The 2,814-nt window shown below is 74.8% G+C and carries 3 protein-coding genes and 1 pseudogene; 1 reads left to right on the forward strand and 3 read right to left on the reverse strand.

The features are described from left to right. The first annotated feature begins 48 nt into the window (after positions 1 to 48). Entirely contained in the window at positions 49 to 984 is a 936-nt protein-coding gene (gene hemC, locus FNQ90_RS18610) for a hydroxymethylbilane synthase (protein WP_182607418.1), read from the forward strand. A 94-nt stretch (positions 985 to 1,078) separates the two neighbouring features. Here hemC and FNQ90_RS18615 read toward each other — a convergent pair whose 3' ends face one another. The 3 genes and pseudogenes from FNQ90_RS18615 to FNQ90_RS18625 form a co-directional block, all read right to left on the reverse strand. Continuing rightward, on the reverse strand, positions 1,079 to 1,498 hold the full coding sequence (locus FNQ90_RS18615) for an ankyrin repeat domain-containing protein (RefSeq protein WP_143623861.1): 420 nt from the start codon (positions 1,496 to 1,498) through the stop codon (positions 1,079 to 1,081). 326 nt (positions 1,499 to 1,824) lie between these two features. Continuing rightward, positions 1,825 to 2,118 carry a DUF1540 domain-containing protein gene (locus FNQ90_RS18620; RefSeq protein WP_182607419.1) on the reverse strand — a complete coding sequence of 98 codons (294 nt, stop codon included), beginning with the start codon at positions 2,116 to 2,118 and terminating at the stop codon, positions 1,825 to 1,827. Positions 2,119 to 2,331: 213 nt separating this feature from the next. After that, a pseudogene (locus FNQ90_RS18625) lies at positions 2,332 to 2,814 on the reverse strand (hypothetical protein); the annotation flags it as partial.

Raw genomic sequence — 2,814 nt, forward strand, 5'->3', positions numbered from 1 at the left:
GCAAGCCGGGAGACGGGGGAGGCCGGCGGGCGCACTATCGTGGCGGGCATGTCCGCGCCCGAGTTGATCCGTATCGTCTCCCGCGACTCGCCCATGGCCCTGGCCCAGGTGGAGCGGGTCCGAGCCGAGTTGGCCGCCCTGTCCCCCGGCATCCGCACCGAGGTGGTGCCGGTGCGCACCACCGGGGACCGGTGGCTGGGCGACCTGTCACTGGTGGAGGGAAAGGGGGCGTTCACCAAGGAGGTGGACGCGGCCCTGCTCGCCGGCGAGGCGGACCTGGCGGTGCACTGCCTCAAGGACATCCCCGCCGACCGGCCGCTGCCGGCGGGCACCGTCTTCGCCGCCTTCCTGGAGCGGGACGACGTGCGCGACGCCCTGATCCACCCCGGCGGCCTCGGCCTCGCCGAGCTCCCGCCCGGCAGCCGGATCGGCACCTCCTCCGTGCGCCGGGTCGCGCAACTGTCCGCCGCCCACCCGCACCTGGAGTGCGTGCCGATGCGCGGCAACGCCAACCGGCGGATGGAGAAGCTGGCGGCGGGGGAGGCGGACGCCCTGCTGCTGGCCGTCTCGGGCCTGCACCGCATCGGGCGCCCGGACGTGATCACCGAGGTGCTGTCCACGGGGGAGATGATGCCGCCGATCGGCGCGGGAGTGCTGGCCCTCCAGTGCCGGGAGAACGACACCGACCTCATCGACGTGGTGAGCGACCTCAACCACTCCGCCACCCACCGGGAGTCCACCGCCGAGCGGATGCTGCTGCACGTCCTCCAGGGGCACTGCAACAGCCCGATCGCCGGCTGGGCGCGCACCGACGCGGAGGGCGAACTGTCGCTGTCCGCGATGGTGTTCAGCCCTGACGGCAAGGTGGTGCTCTCCGCGTCGGAGGAGGCGGGTCGGCTGGATCCGGAGACGCTGGGCACCTCGGTGGCCGTGGCGTTGCTGCGGCAGGGGGCCCGGGAACTGATCGACGGCATCGCGCACTGACGGGTCCCCGGCGGGGCGTCGGCCGCGCGGCGGCGGTCGGGGTCTTCCGGGGCGCCCGGCCCGCGGGGGCACCGGCGGCCGGCCCCGGGGCGGGTCAGGAGTCGGCGCCGAAGAGCAGCAGCAGGTCGGTCTTGGCGAACATCCGGGCCGTCTCGATCGCGGAGGGCTGCCCGGCGGCCGGGTCGGCGCCCGCCTCCAGCAGGACCCGCACCACCTCCTCCTCGCCCTTGAAGACGGCGCCCGCGATGGGCGTCTGGCCCCGGTCGTTGGCGCGTCCGGCGTCGGCGCCGCGCTCCAGCAGCGCCCGAACGGTGGTGGCGTGACCGTGGTAGGCGGCGAGCATGAGGAGGGTGTCGCCCTTCTCGTTGCAGAGGTTCGGCGGCACGCCGGCGTCCACGTAGGCGGCCACCGTGTCGGTGTCCCCGTTGCGGGCCAGCTCGAAGACCTTCGCCGCGAGTTGCAGGACCTCCGGGTCGTGGGCGGGCTCGTGGCTCTCCGGAACCGGGCCGGTCATGGGGATGCCTCCTTCGTCGTCCGGGCGGCTGCCGCCGCGCGCTGTGCGGGGGCGGCCGGTCGGTCGCGTGTCCCGCCGGCCAAGCCTACGTACTCCGGCCGACCGCCCCCTCTCCCGACCCGGTGGCGCGTACCTCCGCCGACCGGGCCCGGGGGCCGGCCGGGGTCCGGGCCCGCACGGTCGTTCGGCGCCCGTCCGGGGGTGGTACGCCTCCGGGCCGGGCGCCGCCGCCGATGTGGCGGGGCACCCGGCCCGGAGCGGGACCGGTGCGGGGCCGCTGTGGAACCGGTGCGAACCGGCGGGAAGCCCGTGAACGGGGCCGCGGGTCAGGCGGTCGCGTAGGTCAGGCAGTCCACCTTCTCGTCCTGGTAGCCCACGGAGATGCCCGGGGCGTGGCACTCGAGGTGCTCGTTGTGCCGGCAGTCGGACATCTTGCAGGCACCGACCCGGCCCGTGGCCTTCGGGTCGCCGCCCTTGTCGGGGGCGGTCAGGTACGTGTCGCACAGGGGGTCCTGGACGTTGCCCACGGTGATGGCCGGGGCGTGGCAGGTGTGCTCGGTGTTGAAGGCGCAGCTCTCCGCGGTGCACTCACTGATCAGGGGAAGCGTCTGCAGGGCCATGGGAGATCCTCCGGGGCGTTCTGGTCTTCCGGACGGAAGCCGGCTCGGTTCCCGACCCGGTGGGTCGGGACCCCCTTGATCGAGTATCCGCGCCCCGACCGTCCCCCGCCGGCGGAACACGGCCGAAGGGGACGTTCGGCCGGGAATCGACCCGAATGAACCCGGACCGTGCCGAACGGCCCCGGCGGCCGTGTCGGGGGCGTTCGGCACGGTTCAGTACGGCGGGCGGGCGGGGCCGTGCGGGGCCCCGCCCGCCTGGCGGGGCTCGGGGATCCGCTCCCCGCCGTCCTCGCCGAGCACATCCCGTCCCTCCTGCCAGTACGCCTCGAAGGAGTGCAGCATCCGGCTGTACAGCTCCTCCTCCGCCGGGCCCGCCCGCCGGTCGCGGACCGTGACGAAGAAGCGGTCCTCGCCGTGCAGTTCCCGCACCCGCATGAGGGTGCCGTCGGAGCGGTCGGTGACGACGGTCCGGCGGGGATGGAGGTGGGCGGTCAGGGCCGTGGTGTCGTTGACCAGGTAGTGGGCCTCGGTGGGCGGGTGCGCCATGCCGCGCACCTCCACCCGCACGTCGGGGACCAGGCCGTCGTCCTTCAGCCGCAGCAGGGTGTCCTCGATGTGGCCGGAGTAGGTGCGCAGCAGCCCCCGGTGGCGCAGGCGCGGCCGGGGATCGCGCGGGTCCCCCACCAGGTGGGGGAA

The organism is Streptomyces alkaliphilus (assembly GCF_014141535.1).
GTDB lineage: Bacteria > Actinomycetota > Actinomycetes > Streptomycetales > Streptomycetaceae > Streptomyces > Streptomyces alkaliphilus.

Coding starts and splice junctions, on each gene's coding strand:
- FNQ90_RS18620 (WP_182607419.1), bottom strand. CDS start 2,118: ATGGCCCTGCAGACGCTTCCCCTGATCAGTGAGTGCACCGCGGAGAGC.
- hemC (WP_182607418.1), top strand. CDS start 49: ATGTCCGCGCCCGAGTTGATCCGTATCGTCTCCCGCGACTCGCCCATG.
- FNQ90_RS18615 (WP_143623861.1), bottom strand. CDS start 1,498: ATGACCGGCCCGGTTCCGGAGAGCCACGAGCCCGCCCACGACCCGGAG.